This window comes from Streptomyces antioxidans (assembly GCF_000968685.2).
In the GTDB taxonomy this organism is placed as follows: Bacteria; Actinomycetota; Actinomycetes; order Streptomycetales; family Streptomycetaceae; genus Streptomyces; species Streptomyces antioxidans.
Window position 1 is genome coordinate 208,902 of the sequence record NZ_LAKD02000004.1, and the last position, 22,959, is coordinate 231,860.

The 22,959-nt window shown below is 70.7% G+C and carries 22 protein-coding genes and 1 pseudogene; 13 read left to right on the plus strand and 10 right to left on the minus strand.

The features are described 5' to 3' along the window. Positions 1-79: 79 nt before the first annotated feature. Together VT50_RS03395 and VT50_RS03400 are read right to left on the minus strand one after the other, a co-directional pair. Entirely contained in the window at positions 80-1,042 is a 963-nt protein-coding gene (locus VT50_RS03395; RefSeq protein WP_046089846.1) for a quinone oxidoreductase family protein, read from the minus strand. A gap of 78 nt (positions 1,043-1,120) precedes the next feature. Continuing rightward, on the minus strand, positions 1,121-1,555 hold the full coding sequence (locus tag VT50_RS03400; RefSeq protein ID WP_046089891.1) for a nuclear transport factor 2 family protein: 435 nt from the start codon (positions 1,553-1,555) through the stop codon (positions 1,121-1,123). A 99-nt stretch (positions 1,556-1,654) separates the two neighbouring features. On the opposite strand from VT50_RS03400, the gene VT50_RS03405 reads away from it, so the two are divergent. The 3 genes and pseudogenes from VT50_RS03405 (at position 1,655) to VT50_RS03415 (ending at position 3,845) form a co-directional block, all read left to right on the plus strand. Then, positions 1,655-2,257: a TetR/AcrR family transcriptional regulator gene (locus tag VT50_RS03405; protein WP_046089847.1), complete on the plus strand. Its 603-nt coding sequence runs from the start codon at positions 1,655-1,657 to the stop codon at positions 2,255-2,257. Positions 2,258-2,305: 48 nt separating this feature from the next. Next, positions 2,306-2,459 (plus strand): annotated as a pseudogene (locus tag VT50_RS40195) (RidA family protein); the annotation flags it as partial. A gap of 156 nt (positions 2,460-2,615) precedes the next feature. Continuing rightward, entirely contained in the window at positions 2,616-3,845 is a 1,230-nt protein-coding gene (locus tag VT50_RS03415) for an NAD(P)/FAD-dependent oxidoreductase (protein WP_046089848.1), read from the plus strand. A 79-nt stretch (positions 3,846-3,924) separates the two neighbouring features. Here VT50_RS03415 and VT50_RS03420 read toward each other — a convergent pair whose 3' ends face one another. From VT50_RS03420 to VT50_RS03430, 3 genes are read right to left on the minus strand one after another with little or no spacing between them, the layout of a single operon-like run. After that, positions 3,925-4,947 carry an amidohydrolase family protein gene (locus tag VT50_RS03420; RefSeq protein WP_046089849.1) on the minus strand — a complete coding sequence of 341 codons (1,023 nt, stop codon included), beginning with the start codon at positions 4,945-4,947 and terminating at the stop codon, positions 3,925-3,927. Beyond that, the gene (locus VT50_RS03425; RefSeq protein ID WP_046089850.1) at positions 4,944-5,654 is read right to left on the minus strand and encodes a 4-carboxy-4-hydroxy-2-oxoadipate aldolase/oxaloacetate decarboxylase; all 711 of its coding nucleotides are present in this window, start codon (positions 5,652-5,654) and stop codon (positions 4,944-4,946) included. The genes VT50_RS03420 and VT50_RS03425 overlap by 4 nt, the downstream gene beginning before the upstream one ends. Next, a complete protein-coding gene (locus VT50_RS03430) occupies positions 5,651-6,766 on the minus strand; it encodes a zinc-dependent alcohol dehydrogenase (RefSeq protein ID WP_046089851.1) in 1,116 nt (371 codons plus the stop codon). Before VT50_RS03430 ends, VT50_RS03425 begins: the two co-directional genes overlap by 4 nt. Positions 6,767-6,850: 84 nt before the next feature. Here VT50_RS03430 and VT50_RS03435 point away from each other — a divergent pair, with 84 nt between their 5' ends. Both VT50_RS03435 and VT50_RS03440 read left to right on the plus strand, forming a co-directional pair. Further along, positions 6,851-7,792, plus strand: coding sequence for a substrate-binding domain-containing protein (locus VT50_RS03435; RefSeq protein ID WP_046089852.1), 942 nt, complete (start codon positions 6,851-6,853; stop codon positions 7,790-7,792). A gap of 19 nt (positions 7,793-7,811) precedes the next feature. Beyond that, positions 7,812-8,255 carry an RpiB/LacA/LacB family sugar-phosphate isomerase gene (locus VT50_RS03440; protein WP_206269333.1) on the plus strand — a complete coding sequence of 148 codons (444 nt, stop codon included), beginning with the start codon at positions 7,812-7,814 and terminating at the stop codon, positions 8,253-8,255. Positions 8,256-8,322: 67 nt separating this feature from the next. On the opposite strand, the gene VT50_RS03445 is transcribed toward VT50_RS03440, so the two are convergent. From VT50_RS03445 to VT50_RS03465, 5 genes are all read right to left on the minus strand, one after another. Continuing rightward, on the minus strand, positions 8,323-9,171 hold the full coding sequence (locus tag VT50_RS03445; protein WP_046089853.1) for an alpha/beta fold hydrolase: 849 nt from the start codon (positions 9,169-9,171) through the stop codon (positions 8,323-8,325). A 4-nt stretch (positions 9,172-9,175) separates the two neighbouring features. Beyond that, entirely contained in the window at positions 9,176-10,009 is an 834-nt protein-coding gene (locus VT50_RS03450; RefSeq protein ID WP_046089854.1) for a 3-methyl-2-oxobutanoate hydroxymethyltransferase, read from the minus strand. A gap of 13 nt (positions 10,010-10,022) precedes the next feature. Continuing rightward, positions 10,023-10,502, minus strand: coding sequence for a hypothetical protein (locus VT50_RS03455; protein ID WP_046089855.1), 480 nt, complete (start codon positions 10,500-10,502; stop codon positions 10,023-10,025). Positions 10,503-10,504: 2 nt separating this feature from the next. After that, positions 10,505-11,791 (minus strand): aromatic ring-hydroxylating dioxygenase subunit alpha, encoded by a 1,287-nt coding sequence (locus VT50_RS03460; RefSeq protein WP_046089856.1) that lies wholly within the window; start codon positions 11,789-11,791, stop codon positions 10,505-10,507. A 78-nt stretch (positions 11,792-11,869) separates the two neighbouring features. Continuing rightward, the gene (locus VT50_RS03465) at positions 11,870-12,184 is read right to left on the minus strand and encodes a 2Fe-2S iron-sulfur cluster-binding protein (RefSeq protein WP_240529030.1); all 315 of its coding nucleotides are present in this window, start codon (positions 12,182-12,184) and stop codon (positions 11,870-11,872) included. 282 nt (positions 12,185-12,466) lie between these two features. Between VT50_RS03465 and VT50_RS03470 the strand changes: the two genes are divergently transcribed. From VT50_RS03470 to VT50_RS03505, 8 genes are all read left to right on the plus strand, one after another. Then, entirely contained in the window at positions 12,467-13,600 is a 1,134-nt protein-coding gene (locus VT50_RS03470; protein WP_046089858.1) for a cupin domain-containing protein, read from the plus strand. A gap of 3 nt (positions 13,601-13,603) precedes the next feature. Further along, a complete protein-coding gene (locus VT50_RS03475; protein WP_046089859.1) occupies positions 13,604-15,223 on the plus strand; it encodes an ethanolamine ammonia-lyase reactivating factor EutA in 1,620 nt (539 codons plus the stop codon). 141 nt (positions 15,224-15,364) lie between these two features. Beyond that, complete coding sequence (locus tag VT50_RS03480; protein WP_046089860.1) at positions 15,365-16,471, plus strand: ABC transporter substrate-binding protein; 1,107 nt, start codon at positions 15,365-15,367, stop codon at positions 16,469-16,471. 29 nt (positions 16,472-16,500) lie between these two features. Continuing rightward, positions 16,501-17,613, plus strand: a complete 1,113-nt coding sequence (locus VT50_RS03485) for an ABC transporter substrate-binding protein (RefSeq protein ID WP_046089861.1) — start codon at positions 16,501-16,503, stop codon at positions 17,611-17,613. 4 nt (positions 17,614-17,617) lie between these two features. Then, positions 17,618-19,408 carry an ABC transporter permease gene (locus VT50_RS03490; protein WP_046089862.1) on the plus strand — a complete coding sequence of 597 codons (1,791 nt, stop codon included), beginning with the start codon at positions 17,618-17,620 and terminating at the stop codon, positions 19,406-19,408. A gap of 15 nt (positions 19,409-19,423) precedes the next feature. Further along, the gene (locus VT50_RS03495) at positions 19,424-20,557 is read left to right on the plus strand and encodes an ABC transporter ATP-binding protein (protein WP_046089863.1); all 1,134 of its coding nucleotides are present in this window, start codon (positions 19,424-19,426) and stop codon (positions 20,555-20,557) included. 49 nt (positions 20,558-20,606) lie between these two features. Continuing rightward, a complete protein-coding gene (locus VT50_RS03500; protein ID WP_046089864.1) occupies positions 20,607-21,848 on the plus strand; it encodes an MFS transporter in 1,242 nt (413 codons plus the stop codon). Between the two features lie 38 nt (positions 21,849-21,886). After that, entirely contained in the window at positions 21,887-22,954 is a 1,068-nt protein-coding gene (locus tag VT50_RS03505) for a cupin domain-containing protein (RefSeq protein WP_046089865.1), read from the plus strand. Positions 22,955-22,959: the final 5 nt, after the last annotated feature.

The following is a 22,959-nucleotide window of genomic DNA, read 5'->3' on the forward strand; positions in this document are numbered from 1 at the left end:
CAAGAGGTTGCTCATGCTGCGTGCCATGGCGCGGGACACGAGCAGGGCTCGGTGGCCCGTTCCGACACCGAGCGATCGGTCAGGACACCTTCAGGAGGAGCTTGCCGACCGTGAGCCGGTCCTGAAGGAGGCGTTGTGCCTCAGCCGCTTCGCCCAGGGTCGAGATCGTGTTCACATCGACGGAGAGAGTGCCTGCCAGCAGCTTCGCGTGGACGTCATCGACCCGGTCCTGAACTTCCTCACGGGTCCGTGTGAAGTCGGCGAACGACGGCCGTGAAATGGTGACCGACTGCCCGCCGAACTCATTCGAGTTGAAGGCCGGCACCGGCCCGCTCGATTCGCCGTAGATGGCCAGCGAGCCCCTGGGCCGCAGCGCCCTGACGGACTCCTCGAAGGTTTCCACGCCGACGCCGTCGTACACCACATCGGCCCCCCGGCCCTCGGTCAGCTCGCGCACGCGGTCGGCGAACCCCGTGTACTCCAGGACGTGGTCGGCGCCCACCGAGCGGGCGACTTCGGCCTTCTCGGGGGAAGACGCGGTGCCGATGACCACAGCCCCCCGCGCCTTCGCCAGCTGAGTCAGAAAGCGGCCCACCCCGCCCGCGGCGGCGTGGACGACGACCACTTCGCCGGCCCCGACCGGGTGCACGTCGGTGACCAGGTACTGGGCCGTGATGCCCTGTACCTGCACGGCCACCGCCGTCTCCAGGCCAAGCGCTTCGGGCACGGCGATGGCCTGCGCGGCCGGCACGACGGCATACTCCGCATACGCGCCGAGCACGTTGGCCCACACGACGCGCTGCCCGAGGGCGAGACCGGCCACGTCCCGGCCGGTCTCGGTGATCACACCGGCGCCCTCGAAGCCCGCCGTGAACGGCGTCGGAATGCCGTACATGCCCCGGCGCACCTGCACGTCGAGGAAGTTGACGCCCGCGTACTCCACTTTGACGACGACCTCACCGGGCCCGGCGGCCGGTCGCGGCGCGTCGACGGGACGCAGGACGTCGATGTCCCCGTACGCAGTCACCTGGATGGTCTTCATGGCACAGCTCCGTTCGATATGGAGTGGAAGGACCCGGACGAGGGGATCTCGAGCGGGCGGATCGGCGGTGAAGGAGGCTCAGTCCCAGAGCAGGCGGGCCGTGTCCTCGGTGAGGAAGTCGGGGTCTTCGTAGATGTGCAGCCGGGAGATGAGGCCACCGGAGAACTCGAAGACGTTGCAGTAGCGTCCCTCGTTGCGGGGGTGCGCCGGCCACGAGCGGCCGTCGGCGGACTCCCCCGCCACCAGGCCCTCGACGGCGAGACGGTCGCCCTCGACCGTGAAGACCATGCTGTCGAAGTCGTGCCGGAAGAACTTCTGCGTCTTGAGCAGACCGCTCGCGAGTTCGGCCAGCTCCTGGGGGCCACGGGCGGTGCCGTACTTGGGGAAGAAGACGCGGCAGTCCGTGGTGAACATGTCGATCAGCGAGCCCTCCTCGCCGTCGACCAGGCGGAAGTACTTCTTGGCGAGCTCGACCATCTGTTCACGCGACAGCGCGGTGGCGTTATTGACCATGCGGTACACAATACGGGTTCATGGTCGGTCGGTCAAAAACTCCGGAAACCGCTCGGACACCATTGGACTGATCGGTCAAAATTGCCTACGATGCGCCGTATGGCCAGGCCACGAAAGTTTGTCGAAGCCGACGCCGAGCGCGCCGCTCGTGACACGTTCCACCGCAAGGGGTTCGCGGGAACCTCCCTGAGTGACCTCGCGGAGGCGACGGGTCTGGGCAAGGGCAGCCTGTACAACACGTTCGGGAGCAAGGAAGAGCTCTACGCACGCGCCTTCCACAGCTACTGCGACGACGCCATCACCAACACAGCCCAGATCCTCGAACGCTCACAGCCCGGCCTTCACGGCGTGCTCGCCTACGTCGAGCGGATCGTCGAGGAGACGATCGAGGACCCAGCACGGCCCGGCTGCATGATCGCCAAGGCAACCTCAGAGCTCGGCTCAACCACCCCCGCGGTACGTGGCGAAGCGCACCGGACACTGCGGGCCATGGAAGACGCGCTCGCCACGCATCTCTCGCAAGCACGGGACAACGGCGAGCTACGACCGGACAGCGGCGATCCGGAGGACCTGGCCACGCTCGTCCTCGCACTGACGCGAGGGATCGAGGCTCTGGGTGCGGCGGGTTACGACGCCGACGCCCTCCTGAAGATCGGCCCCGTCCTGCACCAGCTCGTAGCAGCCGCGTCCAAGACACCGTGACCACTGCGGCCGACCTCTCCGACGACGACTTCCTCAAATGACGGCGTTGCCGCGGGCCGCCGGATCTTCCTCACCGGCACCTGTCCCCTGACCGACGATGGCTCGACGGCAGCGATCGGGAACTACACGGGCACTGAAAGCCGTCGAGAACATGCGGCCCGCTCTCGCTGCCGCAGGCGCGTCACTCCAGAACGTCATCAGTCACCCTCGCGCTCGGCCGGGCGCTGACCGGCCATGCGGCCTTCCGCTGACCCGGGCGTCCCACCCCATACCCTCACCCCCTCTCCATTGGCATAATGGTCTGACGTTAAGACTCCAATGAAGACTCCAGAGAAGACTGCAGCGGAAGGACCAGCACATGGGGCGCGGGACGGTTGTCGTGGGTGGGGGGCAGGCCGGAGTCCAGGTGGCCCTGGAGTTGCGGCGTCGCGGGGAGCGTGAGGGGATCACGGTGGTCGGCGAGGAGCCCCGGGCTCCCTATCAGCGTCCGCCGCTCTCCAAGGAGTTCCTGGCCGGTGACTACGACGTCGGGCGGCTCGCGTTCCGGAAGCCGGAGTACTACGCCGAGGCCGGGATAGACCTCCTCACCGGCGAGCGGGTCGTCGACACCGGCGACGGCGTCCTCGTCACCGACCGGGGGCGCGAGTTGCCCTACGACCGGCTCGCCCTCGCCACCGGGGCCGCCCCGCGCAGGCTCGCCGTTCCGGGGGCCGGACTCGGCGGCGTCCATCATCTCCGCGACCTCACCGACGCGTTCGGGCTCCGGGAGGAGCTGGCCCGGGCCCGCCGTGTGGTGGTGGTCGGGGGCGGATTCGTCGGTCTTGAGGTGGCGGCCGCCGCACGGGCGCAGGGCAAGGAGGTGACCGTGGTCGAGGCGGCGGACCGGCTCCTGGGGCGGTCCGTCGCGCCGGTGGTCTCCGAGTTCTACCGGCGGGCCCACACCCGGCGGGGCACGGTGGTGCGTCTGTCGGCCTCCGTCACCGGGTTCGACGGGGAGTACGGCCGGATGACCGGTGTGCTCCTCGACGACGGCTCGCGGCTCCCCGCCGACCTCGTCCTCGTCGGCGTCGGCGCCGTCCCGCGCACCGACCTCGCCGAGCGGCTGGCCCTCGAGGTGGACGGCGGGATCGTGGTGGACGCGTGTTCCCGGACCAGCCGGCCCGGTGTCGTGGCCGCCGGTGACTGCACCGTACGGCCGCATCCGCGCACCGGGGACGGCAGGATCCGGCTGGAGTCCGTGCCCAACGCCCTCGCACAGGCCAATGCGGCCGCGGCCACGCTGCTCGGCCAGGAGGAGGCGGACACCTCCGTGCCCTGGTTCTGGTCCCACCAGGGAGACCTGACCCTGCAGATCGCCGGGCTCTCCACCGGCTATGACCACTGCGTCGTGCGCGGCGCCCCGGACGAGGAGCGGTTCTCCGTCCTGTACTACCGGCGGGGCGAACTGCTCGCCGTCGACGCCGTCAACCGGCCCGCCGACTACATGGCCGTACGCCGCGCCCTCACCGTCGGCGCCCATATCCCCGCGGACGCCGCCGGTGCGGAGGTGCCGCTCAAGACCCTGTTCTGCCAGCGGACGGCGGTCTGACGCGGACGCCGGATGCCGGACGCCGATGGGCCGGGCAGCTGAACGGCTGCCCGGCCCATCGTGCCAACTCCGGCCAGGGTCAGCGCCCTTGGGCCGTCAGCAACGCGTCCAGCCGAGGGTAGACACGCCGGGCGTTGCCCTCCAGGACCTGACGCAGGTCCTCCGCGGCGAGCCCGGCCGCGCAGATGTACTTCTTGGTGTCGTCCCAGGCCACCCCCGTCGCCGGGTCGGCGCCGCGCACCGCGCCGAGCATCTCCGAGGCGAACAGGAGGTTGGCCGCGGGGATGACGCGGGTGAGGAGGTCGATGCCGTCCTGATGGTAGACACAGGTGTCGAACCAGACGTTTCCCAGGAGCGCTTCGGCGGGGTCGGACAGCCCCATGCGCATGGCGAGCCCCCGGTAGCGGCCCCAGTGGTAGGGGACGGCTCCCCCACCGTGCGGGATGACGAACCGCAGCCCCGGGAACCGGGTGAACAGGTCGCCCTGCAGCAGCTGCATGAAGACCGCGGTGTCGGCGTTGAGATAGTGGGCGCCGAGGGTGTGCGCGGCCGGGTTGCAGGAGCTGGAGACATGGATCATCGCGGGCACGTCCAGCTCGCACAGGGCCTCGTAGAGCGGGTACCAGGACGGGTCGGTCAGCGGCGGTGACGTCCAGTGCCCGCCTGACGGGTCCGGGTTGAGGTTGCAGCCGACGAAGCCCGCCCCGGTCACACAGCGGCGGAGTTCGGCCACCGCGTCGCCGACCCCGCCGCCGGGTGTCTGCGGAAGCTGGCAGACGGCGGCGAAACGCTCCGGGAAGAGGGACACCACCCGGGCGACCAGATCGTTGCAGGCGCGCGCCCAGTCGCGGGCGGTCGCCGTGTCGGCGACATGGTGCTCCATGCCGGACGCCTTCGGAGAGAAGAGCATGAAGTCGCCGCCCCGCTCGCGCAACACCTTCAGCTGGTGGTGCTCGACGCTCTCCCGGATGGCCCGGTCACTGATGGCCGCGGGAGCGGGGGCGGACAGGGACGGGTCCTCCAGACGTGCCAACTGGGCGTCGCGGTAGGACTGGTGGGCGGGGGGCGCGGTCGTGTAGTGGCCGTGGATGTCGATGATCAACGGTCGGTTCCCCCGGCCGCGGACCACTCGGTGTGGTCGATGTACACCAGCCCCCTGGCGGCGAGGCGTTCCCGCATCCGGTTGACGTCGAGGCCGAGTTCACCGCTCTCGTACCGCTTCCGGGACAGCGCCTCCTTCGCCTCCCGAGCCCGCGCGGCCTCCGCCACGGCGGTGGCACGCGGGCGCGGGACCACGACCGCTCCGTCGTCGTCGGCGACGACCACATCGCCGGGCCGGATGTGCTGCCCGCCGCACACCACCGGCACGTTGACGTCTCCAAGGGTCTCCTTGACGGTGCCGTACGCGCAGATGTGCCGGGCCCACACCGGGAAGCCCATCTCACGGAGTTCGGCGACATCCCGGCAGCCCGCGTCGATGACCAGGCCGCGCACCCCGCGGGCGGCGAGGGAGGTGGCCAGGAGTTCGCCGAAGTACCCGGCCTCGGAGGGCGAGGTGGGGGCCACGACGAGCATGTCGCCCTCCCGGCACTGCTCGACGGCGACATGGAGCATCCAGTTGTCGCCGGGCGGCACGCTCACGGTCACGGCGGTGCCTGCCGCCCGCGCGCCCGGCCACACCGGGCGCAGGGCGGGGTCGAGGAGCCCGGTGCGGTCCTGCGCCTCGTGGAGGGTGGCGACGCCGTAGCCGGCGAGCGCGTCGACGGTGGCGAGGTCGGCGCGAGGCGGATTCCGTACGACGGTGCTCATACCGCCGCCCAGGGGAGCAGGGACACATGCACGGCGTCCTCTCCGGTCTCGCCGCCGACGGTGCGGATGGCCCGGTCGGTCTCGGAGAGCGGGAAGCTGTGGGTGGCGAGCTTTTCGAGCGGGAAACGGCCGGACGCGAGCTGCTCCAGGGCGAGTTCGCAGGCCCGGTAGCTGTGTCCGCGGGCGCTCTTGAGGGCGATGGACTTCTCGGTGAGCTTCTTCAGGGGGAAGTCGGGGAACGCGGCGAGCTCGCCCTGGACCACCATGACGCCCTCACGGCGCTTGAGGGCGTCGATGCCGAGCAGTACCGGGGCGGTACCTGCGCCCGCGGTGCAGTCGAGGACGACGTCCACGCCGCGTCCGCCGGTGAGCTCGAGGACCCGCTGGAGGGGGTCGTCCTCGGTGACGTCGACGGTGTGGTCGGCGCCGAGCTCACGGGCCAGGGCCAGGCGTGCGGCGTCGCGCGGGGTGCCGGTGACGATGATGGTGGAGGCGCCGGCCTGCTTGCAGGCGACGACCTGCGAGAGGCCCTGCTGACCGGGGCCCTGGATGAGGACCGTGGAGACGTAGCCGACTCCCGCGGTGACCAGCGCCCACTCGATGCCGTTCGACAACGGGGTGACCAGGCCCGCGAGTTCGGGGGTGACCCCGTCGGGAACGCGGTGGGTGACGGCGTTCCACGGCAGGTACAGATACTGCGAGAAACCGCCCCACAGGTGGTACGGATTCTCGGCCGAAGTGTACCCATAGCGCCGGGCACCGGGGTTGGTGCGCCAGTCGGTGGCCTCGCAGTGGCGGTACTCCCCGGCGTGGCACCAGGCGCAGCGGAAGCAGCCCACATAGTGCTCGACGAAGACGCGGTCGCCTTCGCGCAGGCCCTTGCGGGCGGTGAACTCCGCTCCCGCGCGGGCGATGACCCCCACGTTCTCATGCCCCATGATCACCGGATCGGGAAACGGGGGCTTGCCGTACATCTTGACGTCGGTGCCGCAGATCCCGGCGACCTCGACCTTCAGCAGCGCGCCGTCGGCCGGTATGTCGGGCATCGGGAACTCACGGAGTTCGGTGGTGGAGGGGGCGGTGCGGACGGCTGCCAGCACGTGATCTGCCATGAAGCGACTCCTCGCGCTCTGAGGTTGTCCCGCCGGTCACCGTACTCTATGGACTGATGGACTGACCATGGTACCTTTCGGGTCATGACAGCACCCCTGCTCAGGACCTGCACCCGCACCCAGGGCAATAACGAGGCGCTAAAGACGGGGGAGGTGTCCCCCGACGGCTTCGGGTTCGACTTCGAGGAGGTGCCCGTCCTCGTCCACGGCTTCCGCCGCATGGTCCGTGAGCTCGCCTTCGACATCAGCGAGATGGCGCTCACCACGTATCTCGTCGCGAAGGCCCACGGGGCGCGGTTCACCGCCGTGCCCGCGTTCCTGGTCCGCGGCTTCCACCACGGTGCGATCCTGCGTGCCGCGGACCGTCCGCTCACCCCCGGTGAACTCGAGGGCGGGCGGGTCGGGGTGAACCGCGGGTACACGGTGACCACGGGCGTCTGGGCGCGTGCCGTGCTGCGCGACGAGTACGGCGTGGACCTGTCGAAGGTGACCTGGGTGCTCTCGGGCGACGAACACGTCGCGGAGTACCGCCCGCCGGAGAACGTAAAGCCGCTCGGCACCGGCCGCACCCTCGAAGAGGCCCTGCGCCAGGGGCAGTTGGACGCCGTCATCGGTGTCCCGCCCCAGGAGGGGCTGGTCCCGCTGATCGGCGATCCCGAGGCGGCCGGGTTCTCGGCGCTGCGGGAGCGCGGACTGTACCCGATCAACCACCTCGTCGTCGTCAGGGACGAACTCCTCGCGGCCCGTCCGGACCTGGGCGCCCAGGTCTTCGACGCCTTCGCCCGCGCCAAGCGGCTCTACACCCGGCGGCTGCTCGGCGGGGAGATCGAGGCCCCGACGGCGGTGGACACCACGCACCGCCGGGTGGCCGAGCTGACCGGAGCCGATCCGCTGCCGTACGGCCTCGAACCAAACCGGCGGGTCCTGGAGGAGCTGCTGCGGCACGCCGTCGACCAGCGGATCCTGGAGCGGTCCCGGCCGCTGGACGAGCTGTTCGCGCCCGGCACCCGCGACCTGGTCGGCTGAGCCCGAGGGGAGACACATCATGCGCATCGCGATCGCCGGGGACCACAACGGGTTCGCTCTCAAGTCCCTGTTGTGCTCGGAGCTCTCCGCCTCCGGACACGAGGTGTCCGACCTGGGCACCCATACCGCCGAGGAGGTCGACTACCCGGCGCTGTGCGTCGAGGTGTGCACCCGGGTGAGGGACGGGCGGGCCGGGCGGGGCATCGTGCTCGGGGGCAGCGGGCTGGGCGAGACCATCGCCTGCAACAAGCTGCCGGGCATCCGGGCGGGCCTGTGCCACGACGTGTGGACGGCCGGGATCTCCCGTGGCAACAACGACGCCAACGTGCTGGTGCTGCCCGCGAAGCGGCTCACCGACGACCAGGCCCGCGAAATCGTCTCCACCTGGCTGGGCACCCCGTTCAAGGGCGGCAAGCACGCCCGGCGGGTGGCGCAGATCGCCGCACTCGAAGGGGGCGGCTGAGCCCTGCTGGGAGCGCCGCAGTGGCCTTGGCCCCGGACGCCCTAAGGCCAAGGCCACTCCGGCCGGTTCAGGCGCGGGCCAGGAACTCCAGGATCCGCTCCGAGGTGTTCCGCGGGTCCCGCTCCCCCGGAGGCACTCCCCACCACTCCGTACGGGGCAGGCATTCCCGCAGGTAGTGCGCGGCCGACGGGGCGTGGGAGGTGTCGTCGCCGGGGACGATCAGCGCGGGCACATCGAGGGTGAGCAGGTCCTCGGGCTCCACGCCGGGCACGGTGTCCCGGTCGAAGAGGTGGGCGGCGCTGCCGGCGACCAGCGTCCGGTACCGCTCGGGGCCACACGCCGCGTACGCGGAGGCGAAGCCGTCGTCGTGCCGGAGCACCGCCGCCCAGGGGCCGACCCGCGGGTCCTTCGAGAAGCCGTCCTCGGTCGCCCGGGCGAGCTCCGCCACCCCGCCGAGCCCGGCCTCGCGCACGAACGCGAGGTGCCGCTCGAACCGCTCGTGCTGCTTGCGCCGGTAGTGGACGCCACCGGCCGGGGAGTAGAGGACCATCCCGGCCACCCGCTCCGGGTGCGCGGCGGCGAGGGCCGCCGCGGTGGAGCAGCCGACGCAGCCGCCCATCAGATGCGCCCGCCCGAAGCCCAGGTGGTCGAGCAGGGCCACGCCCTGGCGGACGTAACCGTCCCAGGCAAGGCGCTCCAGACGGCCGCCGGACCGCCCGGACTCGCGGCGGTCGAAGGTGACGCAGGTGAACCCGGCCGCGAGCCGGGCGGGCAGCCGGAGCCGCCGGTGGATGCCGGTGGCGTACCAGCTGTCGAGGGTGGAGTCGAAGCCGCCCGGGGAGAACATCAGCAGCGGCGGGCCGTCCCCGGTGACCTCGTACCGGGTGGGGATGCCGTCGAGGACCGCGGTGGGCACGGGGTCAGACCTCCTTCGGTACGGGGATGCCACCGGCGATCTGCCGTGCCGCGCGCACATCCCCGGCGTAGGCGGTGAGGGCGTCCAGGGCGGTGGCGGCGACATGGGCGTAGGTGTCGGGCGGGGTGTCGAGGGTGTCGGCGGCGTAGCCGATGGCGGCGTGGGCCATGCGCATCCGGCCGTCCAGCCAGGGCCCGCCGCCGAATCCGCCGACCACGGGGACGGAGACCGCCTCGGCGACGGCGGCGCCGACCACGGGGCCGGAGTTGGTGAAGTTGAGGAGGGCGGCGCCCGCCTCCTCCAGCCGTTTGGCCTCGGCCACCAGCTCCCCGCACATCTCCTCGGGCACCTGGTCACCGGCGGCGGGCACGGCCCTGTACTCGACGCCGTAGCGCAGCGCGGTCTGCGGTGTGATGCCGAACTGGGCGAAGACGGGGATCCCGGCCCGGGTGACCGCCTCGACGGCCGCCAGATGGTCGGCGGCGCCGTCGAGTTTGACGAGGTCGACTCCGGCCTCCTGGACGTAGCGGATCGCGGCGTCGAGGGCGGCGGCGATGCCCCGCTGCAGCGGGCCGAATGGAAAGTCGGCGCTGACCAGGGCACGTTGGACGCCGCGGCGGACCGCCTTGGTGACGGTCAGCATCTCGTCCATGGTGATCTCGAACGGGGTGGCGTGGCCCCACAGGTTCACGCCGACCGTGTCGCCGACGGAGACCAGGTCGACACCGGCCCGGTCCGCGATGCGGGCGAGCTGGTAGTCCCAGGCCACCACCCCGACGATCTTCTGCCGGGCGTCCTTCATGCGCTGCACGTCCCGCAGCGTCACCTTCTCGGGCATATGCGGCTCCAGGTCAGACCCTCAGGGCGGTGAGCAGTTCGAAGACATCGCTCTCGTCGGCGGAGAGCAGCAGGACACGGGCGTAAGGGCGCAGCGCGGCGACGGCGTCGTCGGCCTCGAAGCCCTGGCCGAGGACCACGCCCGCGGTGGTGATCCCGTACCGGAAGCAGTGCCGGCCGATGCGCTCGGCGGTGTCACGGCCGCCGTCCTCGGTGGCGAGGACGACGACCACGTCGGCGCCGATCAGCGCGGCGGTCAGGGGAAGCGGGCCGCCGCCGAGTTCGCGCAGCTCGCCGACGGCGTCGGCGCGCAGGAACTCGGCGTGGGCCCACCGGTGGGCGGCGAGGCGGGCCGCGACCTGAGCCGCACGGTCGTCGAGTGCGACGACACGGGCGGCCCGGGCGGGCGCGATGGGAACGTCGATGCGGTAGCGGGCCTCAGCGGCGGAGGCGGCGCGGGCGCTCTCGCTCTGTCGGCCGGTGGCGAGGCTCATCGTCACACCGTGTGCTGGGCGGTGCCGGGGACGGCCTTGACCGCGTCGCGGCAGGAGTCGAGGAACGACTCGGCCTGCGGCAGCACGACGGCCGCGGAGCGCACCCTGTGGTGCTCGGGGTCCACACCGGGCGGGGTGACGCCCTCGTCGCGCAGCGCCACGGCGGCCTTCCTCAGCTTCTGGCGGGCCTTGATGATGCCGCTGTCGGCGGGCACCAGGCGCTCCTTGGAACGGTCGACGATGGGGCCCATCGACTCCTGGAGAGAGGCGTCCTGCATGGCGATCCCGGCGACTCCGGAGTAGGTCTCGCCACGCTTCTGCGCCTCGCGGTCGATGAGGTAGTCGTTGTCCATGTTGGCCATCGGCCGGTAGGTGCCGGGGATGTTCTTGCTGTGCACACCATGGCCGTCGACCATGGCCTGCCGCTCGGTTTCGGTGAGGGGCCGCACCGGGTGGTAGTCGAAGGAGTAGGTCCAGCAGTTCTCGTCGTCGATGGGCACCCAGAAGTGGCCGTGCACCGGGTGGTCGCCGCGCGGCGGCACCATGGTGAAGGCGGGCATGACCCACGGGGTGATCCGCCAGTAGTACGTGCCGTCCTCGGCGTTGCGGCGCGCTCCGACGAACAGGCCGCCGTCGCTGTCGGCGACCTCGAAGAACGGCTTGGTGTCGTTCAGGTTGTACTCGTTGCCCTTCGCGCCCTTGAAGAGCGGGTCGGTCTTGAGGCCGCCGGAGTGGAGGAAGGTGACATGGCTGGAGTCGATGCCGCCCTCGAACGCCTGGAGCCAGTTGCACTGCTGCCAGCGCTTGGAGGTGTAGGTCTGTTCGGCCGGCACATGGGTCCACTCGAACTCGGGCAGCGGTGGCTGGGTGGCCGCGTCGCCCATATAGGTCCACAACACGTCGCCGATCTTGACCAGCGGGTACGAGGTGAGCTTCACGTTCTGGCAGAAGCTGGAGTTGTCGGCCTCCGAGGGCACCTCCAGGCACTGCCCGGACACGTCGTACTTCCAGCCGTGGTACGGGCAGCGCAGGCCGCCCTGCTCATTGCGGCCGAACCAGAGGGAGGCGCCGCGGTGGGCGCAGAACTCGTCGACGAGCCCGTAGCGGCCCTCGCTGTCCCGGAAGGCGACCAAGCGCTCCGAGAGGAGCTTGACCCGCACCGGCGGGCCGTCGGTCTCGGGGAGTTCCTCGGCCAGCATGGCCGGTATCCAGTACTGGCGGAACAGCTCTCCCATGGCCGTCCCGGGACCTGTCCGGGTGAGGAGCTCATTGATGTCTTTGCGGAGCACAGCCGTTTCCCTTCCGATACGGACAACCGACCCGGCTGACGGGGCGAATGCTTCGGTGGTGAGGTGACGCCGGAGCCCTCAGGGCTGTTCCGGGGGGATGTCGACGGTCAGGCCGTCGAGTTCGGGCGTCATGGCTATCTGGCAGGAGAGCCTGCTGCCGGCCCGCCGGTCGGCGACGGCCAGGTCCAGCAGGTCGTCCTCCATGTCCCCGGGAGGCCCGACGAGATCGGTGTAGCCGTCGCGCACCCACACATGGCAGGTGGCGCACGACTGGTTGCCGCCGCATTCCGCGACGACGCCGGGAACGCCGTGGCGAACGGCGACCGACATGACGGAGTCTCCCGTGGCCGCCTCGACGGTGAGCTCAAGCCCGCCGTCACCGACGAAGGTCACCTTGGGCAAGGTTCGTCCCTCCCAGCTCGATGGTCTGTCCATTAGACCAGAGCTCCGGAACGCGATACAAGAGCGGTGCCGGTGGCCGACCATCACCGGCATGGCCCGCCCCGGCCGTGCTCGGCCACGGCGGGCCGGAGTGACGGCGAACCGTTGACGCATACATGGGGTCGACTTATGGTGAGCGGGCTCACAGTAGCGGCCTTATGGTTTTACCAATCCCCTTGAGCTGCGCTTTTGCCCACCACCCCAGCTGTCACCGTCGACCAGAAAGGACTCAGGATGGCCGAGAACGCGATCGTCAATGACAACCTCGCCGCCAAGTTCGCCACCGAGAAGGAGTCCCCGTACACCCGCTGGGTCGCGGCGGAGGGCCTTGACATCATCGCCGCCCACTACGTTCCGGACCTGCGCACCGTGGATCTCAAGCCATGGCAGCGGCGCGGCGGGCGCGGCGTGTTCATCAACCACGAGGCCACCCGCACCTCCAACGACTGCTACGTGTGCGAGATCCCGGCCGGCGGCAAGCTCGCCCCGCAGCGCCAGCTGTTCGAGGAGATGATCCTCGTCCTCGAGGGCAACGGCTCGACCCGGGTGTGGAACGACACCGGTGCGTCGGTCACCTTCGAGTGGCGGGCCGGCTCGATCTTCGCGATCCCGCTCAACACCCACCACCAGCACTTCAACGGGTCCGGCGGCAGGGCCGCCCGCTTCGTGGCGTCCACCAATCTGCCGCCCGTCCTGAACCTCTACGCCGACCCGGACTTCGTCTTCGGCACCGCCCGCGACTTCCCGGACCGCTTCGACGGCGAGCCGGACTACTTCTCACCCAAGGGCGAGCAGAAGGGCCTCCTCCTCGACACCAACTTCGTCGCGGACGCGGTCAACCTGCCGCTGATCGAGGCGAAGGAGCGCGGCGCGGGCGGCGGCCACATCCGCTTCGCGATGGCCAAGGGGTCGATGAACAGCCATATCTCCCAGTTCCCCACCGCCACCTACAAGAAAGGCCACCGGCACGGCCCCGGCGCCCATGTCATCATCCTCTCCGGCGAGGGCTACAGCCTGATGTGGCCCGAGGGCGAGGAGCCGCGCCGCTACGAGTGGGGCCCCGGCACACTGATCGTCCCGCCGAACATGTGGTTCCACCAGCACTTCAACACCGGTACGGAGCCCGCCCGCTATCTCGCCTTCAAGCACGAGGTGGTCTCCGTGCGCAACGCCCAGGGGGTGCCCAAGGCGTGGATCAGCCAGCGGATCGGCGGCGACCAGATCGACTACGCCGACGAGTCCGCCTATGTGCGGGAGACCTTCCGCGAGGCGCTGGCCAAGCACGGGATGGAGCCGCGGATGGACGAGGTGTACGAGGCCGAGCTGGCCACCCTGCCGCCGCTGCCGCACCCCCGCCCCCAGGGCTGATCCATGCCGCACCCGCACCCGCACACTCAAGAACACGGGCACGACGAGGTCCGCCTCGTGCACTCCTCCTACGTACCCGCCCACGACCACGAGCACGACGAGGACCCGGGCCGCATCGAGGACAACCCGATCTGGCGGCAGGACAATGTGACCCTGTGCAGCGTCGGCATCGACATCGGCTCCTCGGGGACCCAGGTGCTGTTCTCCCGGCTCTTTCTGCGCCGCATCGGAGAGGAGCTGACCAGCCGCTATCTGGTGGTGCGCCGGGAGACCCTGCACCGTTCGCCGGTATGGCTCACTCCCTACGCGAGCGAGACGATGATCGACGCGAGTGCGCTGGGCGGGCTCGTCGACGAGGCGTACGGCGCGGCGGCCATCCGGCCCGAGGATGTGGACACCGGGGTGGTGATCCTGACCGGGGAGGCGCTGCGCCGCCACAACGCCTCCGCGATCGCCTCGGTGCTCGCGGCCAAGGGAGGCGACCTGGTCACCGCGACGGCGGGCCACCACATGGAGGCCCGACTCGCCGCCTACGGCTCCGGAGCGGCCCGTGCCTCCTACGAGGCGGGCACCCGGGTGCTCACCGTCGACATCGGCGGCGGCACCACCAAGCTCGCCCTGGTCGACCACGGGCGGGTGGAGGCGACGGCGGCCGTGCACATCGGCGGCCGCCTCCAGGTGACCGGGCCCGACGGACGGATCGAGCGCTTGGCACCGGCGGGCCGGGACCACGCCCACCGCGCCGGCTTTGACTGGGACCTCGGAAGCCGGGTGTCGGACGCCCAGCAGGACGCGGTGGCGGCGTCGATGGCGGACCTGCTGGTCCGTGCCCTGCTCGCCCCGCACGAGGTGAGGGATCTGTATCTCACCGATCCCCTGCCGAACCTCGGCCGGCTGGACGGGGTGGTCTTCTCCGGCGGGGTCGCCGAGTACGTCTACGGCCGTGAGCACCGCGACTTCGGCGACCTGGGCCGACGGCTCGGCGACCGGCTGCGGGCGGCTGCCGGGGAGGGGGCGCTGGGGGTGCCGCTGCTGCCCGCCGGTGAGTGCATCCGCGCCACCGCGGTCGGCGCCTCGGAGTACAGCGTCCAGCTGAGCGGGAACACCGGGCATATCTCCTCGCCCGACGCCCTGCTGCCCCGCCGCAACCTGGCGGTGGTGTGCCCCGCTTACGCCCCCGGCGAGGAGGTGGACGCCGCCGCGCTCGCCGGGGCGATCCGCGGGTGCCTGCGCGAGGCGGACGCCGAGGGCCCGGACCGGGACGTGGCGCTGGCCCTGGCCTGGCACGGGCCGCCGTCGTACGAGCGGCTGCTGCCGTTCGCCCGCGGCGTCCGGGACGGGCTGGCCGCGCGCACGGCGGCCGGCCGGCCGGTGTACGTGGTCCTCGACGGGGACGTGGCGATGACCCTGGGCCGGCTGCTGACCGATGAACTCGGCCTCCCCGGTGAGGTGCTGGTGCTCGACGGCATCACGCTCCAGGACTTCGACCACGTCGACCTCGGCCGGGTGCGGCACCCCTCCGGGACCGTGCCCGTGACCATCAAGTCCCTTGTCTTCGCGGAGCGGCCGACGGGTGCTCCGACGGGTGCTCCGGAGGCCGCCCGGGGCGGCCCAGATCGGTAACGAATCAATAAAGTCCTGTCCGATGGTTAGACCATAATACCTCGGTCTTGTTTCATGCAGGGACAAGCACGGTGGCCGGAAGGTAAACCGGCCGCCGGCACCCCCCACTCCCCAGACCATCCCTCGGCCCTGGAGTGTGTGATGCGTCATGGCGCTCTTACCGCCGGCCTGCTGGTCGCCGGTCTGCTGATGTCCGCGTGCGGTCCCTCGCCCACGACGACCGCCGCCAACGCCCCCCGGGAGAAGTCCAACCCGTACGCCGCCTACGAGGGCCTGAAGGGCGGGAAGCGCACCGCGAAGCTCCTCGCCGACGCCCGTGAAGAGGGCGGTGTGCTCGACCTGTACACCTCGAACACCGATATCCAGGACCTGGTCGACGGCTTCAAAAAGGCCCACCCCGGCATCAAGGTCCGTGCCTTCCGCGCCAACTCCGAGACGGTGCTCCAGCGCACCCTCCAGGAGAACCAGGCGGGCAAGCCGCAGAACGACGTCATCGACACCAACGACCTCGAACTGCGCGCCCTCGACTCCCAGCACCTCCTGCGGGCCTACACCGGCCCCTCAGCGAGGGGTCTCAAGCCCGAGGCCAAGGGCCTCGGCAACTGGACCGCCGAGCGGTTCAACGCCTTCGTCGCCGGCTGGAACACCCGGGAGATCCCCAGGGGCGGGCAGCCCGAGGACTTCACCGGATTCGCCGACCCGAAGTGGAAGGGAAAGCTCTCGGTCGAGGTCGGCGACTGGGACTGGTACGCCGCCATGCACACCTATCTCACCGAGAAGAAGGGAATGACCGAGGCGGCGGCCGACGCCCTGTTCAAGAAGGTCGTCGCCAACGTCAAGGTGGCCAAGGGCCACACCGTGCAGGGCGAGATGCTCAGCGCCGGCCAGTTCGGCCTGGCCCTGTCCGTATACAGCCACACCGTAGACAAGGCCGCCCGCAAGGGCGCGCCCGTCACCTGGAAGCCGGTCGTCGAACCGGTGATCCTCCGGCCCAACGGGATCGGGCTCATGGCCAGTCCGCGGCATCCGGCCGCGGCGCTGCTGTGGACCGACTACGTCCTCGGCGAGGGCCAGAAGGAGATCGCCAAGTCGCTGCGGATCCCCGCGGCGCGCCACGTACCCGGATACGACGAACCCGTGCCCGCCGGTACGGAGACCTTCACCCTCTCCAAGACCGGCGAGACAGAAACCAAGAAATGGGACGCGGCCTACGACGCCCTGCTGCGGGGCGCCCCGCAGGCCGACTGACCTGTCCCTCCCACCGATCTGGAGCTCTAATGAGGAGCCGTACCCCGATCTTCGCGGCAGCCGCGCTGCTGTCCGCCGGTGCCCTCAGCGGCTGCGGCGGCGCCCTGCCGAACGCGGCCGCCGGCGGCAAGGAGAACGCCGTCTACGCCGAGATCGCCGCCCTGCCGAAGGAGAAGCAGCGGGAGAAGGCCCGCGAACTGGCCAAGGACGAGGGCGGCACGTTCACCCTCTACACCTCGATGACGGCCGACATCGCCACCCCCGTCGCCAAGGCCTTCGAGAAGGACACCGGCATCCACGTCACCGTCTTCCGCGGCAACTCCGAGACGGTCCTCCAGCGCACCCTCCAGGAGTCGCAGGCCCGCAGGGCGGGCGCGGACGCGGTGGAGACCAACTTCCGCGAAATGGTGGCGCTCTCCGACAACAAGCTGCTCGCCGCGTTCCACGGCTCCGCACTCGACAAGGTGGAGAAGACCGGCAAGTTCGCCACCTGGACCGCCACCCGCCTCAACATCTTCCACCCGGCCTGGAACACCCGCCTCATCAAGCCCGGTGAGGAGCCGACGAGCTGGGAGGACCTGGCCGACCCCAGGTACAAGGGCCGCATCACCCTGGAGGTCAGCGACAGCGACTGGTTCGAGAACGTCACCCACTACTGGCTGGAGCGCGGCAAGTCCGAGGCCGAAATAGACCAGCTCTGGAAGAAGATCGTCGCCAACTCCAAGGTGGCCAAGGGCCACACCACGATGATGCAGTTCCTCACCTCAGGACAGACCCCCATGGAGGCGATGAACTACACCTACATCACCACCCGCTCGGCGGCCAGCGGCGCACCGGTCACCTTCCTGCCGAAGAGCGGGAAGTCGACGGTGCCGGCGTTCCCGCGCCCCAACGGCGTCGGCATGCTCAAGTCCGCCCAGCACCCGGCCTCCGCCTGGCTGTTCTACGACTGGATGCTCACCGAGGGTCAGAAGGAGCTCGTGGGGCTCCACCTGACCCCTTCCACCAAGGTCCCCGGCGACAAGAGCCTCGACGGCCTGACCCTCGTCCCGTTCGACGTCAAGGGCCTCAGCCACGACCAGGGCACCTGGGACAGGAAGTACGACGCGCTGCTGCGCGGCGTCGACACCGTGGGGAAGTGACCCGATGGCCCTGATATCCGCCTCCCGCAAGGATCCCGCCGCGCCCTCACAGGACCCGCCGCCGCCGTCCAGGCCAGGGCTGCTGACCCGGCTGCGGCGCAAACGGCTCTCCGCGCAGACCCTCCTGGTCGGCGGCGCCGTGATCGTCGTCGGCTATCTCGCGGTCGTACCGCTCGGCTATCTCATCCATGACACGTTCCTCGACGCCGACGGCTCCGGCGTCTCCCTCGACGCCTTCTCCCGCGCCTACGGCGGCAACTCCCAGTCGGGGGACATGCTCCTCAACTCGCTGTGGTTCGCGCTGGGTTCGGCCGCCCTCGCGCTGATCCTGGGCACCACGCTCGCCTATATCCAGGTCCGTACCGACACCCCGTTCAAGAGCCTGTTCTTCGCCGCGTCCCTGGTCCCGCTGATCGTCCCGGGCATCCTGTACTCCACGTCCTGGATCTTCCTCGGCGACCCGCAGAGCGGACTGCTGAACGCGCTGCTCTTCAAACCCCTCACCGGCACCTCACCGGTCAACATCTACAGCGTATGGGGCATGATCTGGGTCCAGGGCCTCCATCTGTCCCCCGTCGCGTTCCTCCTGATGGTCGCGGCGTTCCGCGCCATGGACCCCTCGCTCGAGGAGTCCGCGGCGATGTCCGGGGCCTCCCGGCTCACGGTGCTGCGCCGCATCACGGTGCCGCTGGTGCGGCCGGCCCTCATCTCCGCCGCACTGCTGATGTTCGTCCAGTCCCTGGAGAGCTTCGAGGTACCGGCCCTGCTCGGGCTGCAGAACGGCATCTACGTCTTCACCAGCCGCATCTACTTCGTGCTGCGCTCCTACCCCACGGACTACGGTGCCGCCGGCGCCTACGCCATCGGTCTGCTGCTCATCGCCGCGGCCGGGGTGCTCCTCTCATCGTGGCTCCAGCGCTCCTCGCGCAACTTCCAGACCGTCACCGGAAAGGCGTTCCGCCCCCGCCCGGTCGAGCTCGGCCGGGCCCGGCCCGTCGTGGGCGTCGCGGTCATCGTGTACTTCCTGATCACCGTGGTGCTGCCGGTCGCGGTGCTCGTGTACGCGTCGCTGCTGAAGTACTACGCGGCGCCGTCCGCCGAGACGCTGTCCTCGCTCACCTTCGACAACTACCGGCAGGTCTTCGACATGCCGCTGGCGTTCACCGCGCTGAAGAACTCGCTGATCCTGGGCCTCGGCGCGGCCACCGTGGTCATGCTGCTCACGGCGGTCGTCTCCTGGGTGGTGCTGCGCACCAAGGCGCGCGGGCGGCGCCTGCTCGACCTGCTCGCCTTCACCCCCATCGTCATCCCCGGCCTGGTCCTCGGCCTCGCCCTGGCCTTCGTCTACCTGCGGATGCCACTGCCGATCTACGGCACCCTGCTGATCCTGCTGGTGTCGTACTGCACCCGCTACCTGCCGTACGGCATGCGCTACTCGTCGGCGGCGATGGCGCAGATGGCACCCGAGCTGGAGGAGTCCGCCGCGGTGTCCGGGGCGTCCTGGTTCCAGACCTTCCGGCGGGTGCTGCTGCCGCTGATGAGCAGCGGCATCCTGGCCGGCTGGGTGTACATCCTCGTCGTCTCCTTCCGCGAGCTGTCCAGCACGATCCTGCTGTACAGCCCCGGTAAGGAGGTGCTGTCCGTCCTGATCTGGGAGCAGTTCGAGAACGGGCAGTTCACCACGCTCGCCGCGCTCGGCGTGTGCATGGTGCTCCTGCTGGTCGTGCTCGTCGCCCTCGCCTACCGGCTCGGCGCCCGCTTCGGGCTCCAGGGCCAGGCCGACTCCTCCAACTAGCCCAAGGACAGGCTGATGCTGACTGTCGAATCCCTGAAGAAGTCCTACGACGAGGCGCCGGGAAGGGCGGCCCGCCGCAAGAAGAGGGACACCACCCGCACCTATGCCGTCGGCGGCGTCGACTTCGAGGTCAACGACGGCGAACTCTTCACCCTGCTCGGTCCGTCCGGCTGCGGCAAGACCACGACACTGCGCTCCATCGCCGGTCTGGAACGCCCCACCGAGGGCAAGGTCGCGCTGGGCGGCCGGGTCCTGTTCGACTCGGCGCAGGACGTCAACCTCCGCCCCAACCAGCGCGGTTTCGGCATGGTCTTCCAGTCGTACGCGATCTGGCCGCACATGACCGTGGCCAAGAACGTCTCCTTCCCGCTGGAGGTCATGCCGCGCGCCAAGCGGCCCTCCCGCCAGGAGATCGACCACCAGGTCGCCGAGGTCCTGGAGAGCGTGGAACTCGGCGCCTACGCCCAGCGGTCGGCGACCAAGCTGTCCGGTGGCCAGCAGCAGCGCCTGGCCCTGGCCCGCGCCCTGGTGACCCGGCCCGAGCTGATGCTCCTCGACGAGCCGCTGTCCAATCTGGACGCCAAGCTGCGCGAGACCATGCGGTTCGAACTCAAGCGCCTGCAGCGGGAGTTGAACCTCACCGCGATCTATGTGACACACGACCAGGCCGAGGCTCTGGTGATGTCGAGCCGGATCGCCGTGATGAACGAGGGCCGCGTCGAGCAGATCGGCAAGCCCCGGGAGATCTACACCCGGCCCGCCACCCGCTTCGTCGCCGAGTTCATCGGCACCTCCAACTTCCTGGAGGGCAAGGTCGTCGCCGTGAACGGCGGCGAGGTGGAGGTGGACACCCCGCACGGCCGGCTGGTGGCCGCCGATCCGCCGCGCAAGCCCGTCGTCGGCGACCCGGTGCTCCTCTCCATCCGCCCCGAATGCGTGGACCTGTCGCGCGAGCGGCGCGGTCTGCCCAACGAGTGGACCGGCACCGTCCGGACCCGCGCGTTCCTCGGCGATGTCGTCGACCACATCGTGCAGATCGGCGACACCGAGATCCGCAACCGGTCCAACCCGACGCTCTCCATCCCGCCCGGCACGGAGGTCCACTTCTCGGTCACGCCGGACAAGGTGACGCTGGTGCCGGTCGGCTGACCGGCCCCGGCCGAACCACCGCCGTCCCGACCGACCACAGAGGAGGACCGTGCGTCCGACGCTTCCGGAGGTACTCCGGCAGCGCGACTTCGCCCTGTACTGGGCCGGAGTGGTGCTGTCTCAGATCGGCACCCGCGGGGCCGTGGCCGCCAACCTGTACCAGGTGTACGAGCTGACCGGGTCGACCGCGCAGGTCGGCCTGGTCGGCCTCGCCCAGGCCGTGGCCCTGCTGGCGCTCTCCCCGCTCGGCGGGGTGTACGCCGACCGGCTCGACCGGCGGCGGCTGCTCCAGGCCACCCAGGCCGTGGCGCTCGTGGTGTCGCTGGCGCTGGCCGGTCTCACCCTGACGGGCACGGCCACCGTATGGGCGGTGGCGCTGTCCTCGCTGCTCGCCACGGCGGCCGCCACCTTCGACCAGCCGGCCAGACAGGCACTGATCCCGGCGCTCGTGCCGCGCGAACGGCTCGTCGACGCGTTCGCGCTGCTCAACCCCTCGCGGGAGCTGGCCGTGCTGGCCGGTCCCGCGCTCGCCGGTGTGCTGATCGCGGCCGGCGGGCCGGCGGCCGTCTATGTGTTCGACGCCTTCACCTACGCGGCACTGGTGGCCGCCCTCGCGGTGCTGCGGGTACCGGCGCTGCCGGGTGCGCGGGGGAAGCCCGCCGGGCTCCTGGCCAGCCTGCGCGAGGGGGCCTCGTACGTGGCCCGCCGCCCGGTGGTGTGGCAGCTGATGGGCCTGGACCTGGCCGCCACGGTGAGCGGGGCCTACCGGGTGCTGCTGCCCGCGTTCGCCGCCGATGTGCTCCATGTCGGCGCCACGGGCTACGGGTTGCTGTCCGCGGCCCCCTCGGCCGGCGCGCTGCTCGGCTCGGTATGGGTGTTCCGGCTGGTGCGCACCGCCCGCGCGGGGCGCCTGGCGCTGTGGGGCACCGCGGTGTACGGCCTCGCGGTGACGGGGCTCGCCCTGTCCGGCACCTTCGTCCTCGCCCTGGCGGCGGCGCTGACGCTGGGCGCGGCGGACGCGCTGGCGACGACGGTCCGGCATGCCGCCGTGCAGGTCGAAACGCCGGACGAGCTGCGCGGCAGGGTCTCGGCGATCTACCAGATGGCCTCACGGGGCGGGCCCGCGCTCGGCGACGCCGGGATGGGGGTGCTCGCCGGGGCGATCGGCCCGGTGACCGCGCTCGCGCTCGGCGGGCTGGTCCCGGCGGCCGCGGCCGGTCTGGCCGCCGTCCGGGGCGGCCAGATTCGCGCCTTCGACGTACCCAAAGAGGCGCCGTCGGCCGCTTCTTGAGCAATCTGTCAGTTCCGCGTCAGAGGGAGAACTTCCCCATGAGTGTGCACACCTCCACCCAGACCACCCATTACCACGTGCAGAAGCGGCGACGAGCCCAGTTCCTCGAGGACTGGCGGGCCAACCACCGCACCGTTGTCGCCCTCGAGGACGTCCCGATGCGGGAGACGGAGCGCGGCAGCCGCATCGGTGTGTACGTCGGTGCCGACGGCGACCGGACCACCCGCACCATGGACGCGCTCGCCCACGAGATCGACCCGGGGGTCACCACGACGGTCCACCGGCACTCCTGGGACGCGATGCTCTTCGTCGTGGCCGGTCGCGGCTGGATCGAGATCGACGGCCACCGTGTGGCGTACGGCCCGGGAGACTCCCTGCACATTCCGGCATGGGCCTGGCACCGCGGCGGGAACGACGCCGGGGAGACCGTGCGCTATCTGTCGTTCTCCAGCGAGCCGCTGCTGGAGACCATGGGCATGGCGATCATCGAGGACGCCGGGCACACGCCGGTGGCGGAACTCCCGCCGCGTCCGCCGTACTCGGCGGGCCGGGACGGCTCCGACCCGTACGCGGCGCGGCTGCGGCGCCTCGCCCGGGACCAGGACGCCCGGCGCTCCGGCCGTCTGCACACCGACTGGGACGAACTGGAGCTGCGGAACACCCCCCGCGGCACCCGCACCACCTTCCTCCTGGACCGGGCGATCGGCTACCAGGCGTCCGGCATCACCATGGCCATGTTCGAGATCGGCCCGGGCCGGGCCCAGTCCATGCACCGCCACCCGGGCGAGGCCTGGCTGTACGTGGTCGAGGGATCCGGCGAGAGCTACCTCGGCCCGGAGCCGGAGGGCGGCGACCGCCACCCGTGGAAGAAGGGCGACATCATCGTCGTCGACCACTTCCTGTGGCACCAGCACATCAACACGGACCCGGAGCGTACCGCCAAGGTGGTGCGGATCCATATGTTCGACAGCCTCCTGGAGACCATGCGGGCGCTGTGCGACCCGCTGGTGCTCTTCGAGGAGCCGCCGGAGCACATCCGCGACGCGCAGGCCGGGGATCCGTCGACGATCGAGTGGCCGTCGGTGACCCGGCCGACGTGGCCGTGAGCGGG